At 48.1% G+C, this 2505-nt stretch carries 2 protein-coding genes and 1 pseudogene; all 3 read left to right on the top strand.

Annotated elements, in window-relative coordinates; genetic code table 11:
• A partial coding sequence (locus AB7U36_RS22385) for a tetratricopeptide repeat protein (RefSeq protein WP_428161811.1) occupies positions 1-398 on the top strand: 398 nt, incomplete at its 5' end.
• Positions 399-598: 200 nt separating this feature from the next.
• Positions 599-1924 (top strand): dissimilatory-type sulfite reductase subunit alpha, encoded by a 1326-nt coding sequence (gene dsrA / locus AB7U36_RS22380; RefSeq protein WP_428161810.1) that lies wholly within the window; start codon positions 599-601, stop codon positions 1922-1924.
• Positions 1925-1939: 15 nt separating this feature from the next.
• Positions 1940-2505: pseudogene (locus AB7U36_RS22375) on the top strand (dissimilatory-type sulfite reductase subunit beta); the annotation flags it as partial.

Here is a 2505-nt window from a genome sequence, read left to right as displayed (position 1 = left end):
AGGCCCGGGCCGGCTTTGCCGAAGGCTATGCCAACATGGGCTTTGTTCTGCTGCAGCTGGTGGACGGCAAGGATGCCAAGGAGGATGAAGAAAAAGTGGAGAAGGCCATTAAAAATCTAAAGAAGGCTATTATCCACAATAAAAATTTCATCCAGGCATACACGACCTTGGGAACCGCCTATTTTATGAAAGGACTGGTGGAAGAGGGGGTCAAGGCCAATCTTCAGGCCCTGTCCGTGGAACCTAGCTTCCCCATTGCCCATAACAACCTGGCCGTGGCCTATCTGGAACTTAAAGATTATAAGCAGGCCATCAAACATTGTGATATTGCGGTGGATTTAGGTTTTGAAGTCAACCCGGCATTGCTGGATGAGCTTGCACCCCACCGGGGCATATAATCACACCGTGATGACAGGTTTTTATTGACATGCGGACTTATAAATTCTATATCAGCTATGTTATTTTGCTTATAATGTCTGCTTCAAAGCGTTAATTTTTTTACTAATGCTTTGGAATGATAGAGAAAAGAATATTAATGAGAAGTTTGGAAAATCTTTTCATTGTTGCATGTAAATCAACTTTTAACGGAGGTAAGTAAATGGCTAAGCATGAAACTCCTTTCTTAGACCAGCTGGAAAGCGGCCCGTGGCCTAGCTTTGTTTCTGACCTGAAACAGCAGGCAGAAGTCAGAGCCAAAAACGAAAAAGGCGTTGAATTCCAGATCCCCCAGGATTGTGTAGACGATCTTCTTGGTGTTTTAGAACTTTCTTACAAACATGGCCGTACCCACTGGAAACACGGCGGCATCGTTGGCGTATTCGGATACGGTGGTGGCGTTATCGGTCGTTACTGCGACCAACCCAAACTGTTCCCTGGCGTTGAGCATTTCCATACCATGCGTGTAAACCAGCCTGCCGGTAAATACTACACCACCGAGTACCTGAAAGCACTGACTGATCTGTGGGACTTCAGAGGCTCCGGAATTACCAATATGCACGGCGCCACCGGCGACATCATCCTGCTGGGTACCACTACTCCCCAGTTGGAAGAAGTGTTCTGGACACTGACCCACGATATGAACCAGGATCTGGGTGGTTCCGGCTCCAACCTGAGAACCCCTGCCGACTGCCTTGGCTCTTCCAGGTGTGAATATTCCTGCTACGATGTCAGCGCACTGTGCCATTTCCTCACCAATGAATATCAGGATGAGCTGCATCGTCCGGCATTCCCGTACAAGTTTAAATTTAAACTTGACGGCTGTCCCAACTGCTGTGTTGCTTCCATCGCCCGTTCCGATATGTCCTTCATCGGTACCTGGAAAGACGACATCCGCATTGATCAGGACGCGGTTAACAAATATGTTGAAAACGACCCTGCATATCCTGCCAATGCCGGTGCCCACAAAGGTAAAGACTGGGGTTCCTTTAACATTCAAAAAGAAGTTGTCAGACTTTGCCCCACAGGCTGCATGAAGTTTGAGAACAAAACCCTGACCATTGACAATGCCAACTGCACCCGCTGCATGCACTGTATCAATGTTATGCCCAGAGCCCTGAAAATTGGTAAAGAGACAGGTCTCTCCATTCTTGTTGGCGCCAAGGCTCCGATCCTTGATGGTGCCCAGATGGGTTCATTGCTGGTTCCCTTTGTTGAAGTCAATGCCGACAATGATTACGAAGAAATTACAGAAGTCATTGAAAACGTATGGGATTGGTGGATGGAAGAGGGCAAGAACCGTGAACGTCTTGGTGAGCTGATCATGCGCCAGGGCTTCCAGAAACTTCTGGAAGTAACAGGCATCGAAGCGATGCCCCAGCATGTTGCCTATCCGAGAACCAACCCCTACATCTTCTGGAAAGAAGAGGAAGTAACCGGCGGTTGGGAACGTGACGTTGAAGAATACAGAAAACATCACTTAAGATAAAAAGGGAGATATATAATGGCATTTATTTCTACAGGGTATGATCCCAAAAATCCGATGGTGAACAGAATCACCGACATCGGTCCCAAAGACTATAACGAATTTTATCCTCCTGTTATCGCAAAAAATAAAGGCAAATGGTCTCATCATGAAATCCTGGAGCCCGGCGTACTGGTTCATGTCGGCGATTCCGGAGATGAAGTGTATACCGTAAGGGTTGGCGGTGCCCGCCTGATGTCCACAAGTCACATCAATGAAATCTGTGAGATTGCCGACAAACACTGTGACGGATATGTTCGTTTCACCACCCGTAACAACATTGAGTTCATGGTTGATTCCAAGGACAAAGTAGAGCCCTTGAAAAACGATCTGGCTTCCAGAAAGTTCCCCGGTGGTTCCTTTAAGTTCCCCATCGGTGGTACCGGTGCCGGCGTTACCAATATCGTTCACACCCAGGGCTGGATTCACTGCCACACCCCGGCCACCGATGCTTCCGGCACCGTAAAGGCGACCATGGACGTATTGTTTGACGATTTCCAGCAGATGAGAATGCCGGCTCAGCTTCGCGTTTCCATGGCTTGCTG

It is taken from the genome of Desulfobacter sp., from assembly GCF_050177295.1.
The sequence above is the reverse complement of the archived record's forward strand: the minus strand, read 5'-3'. Positions and strand labels throughout refer to the sequence as shown.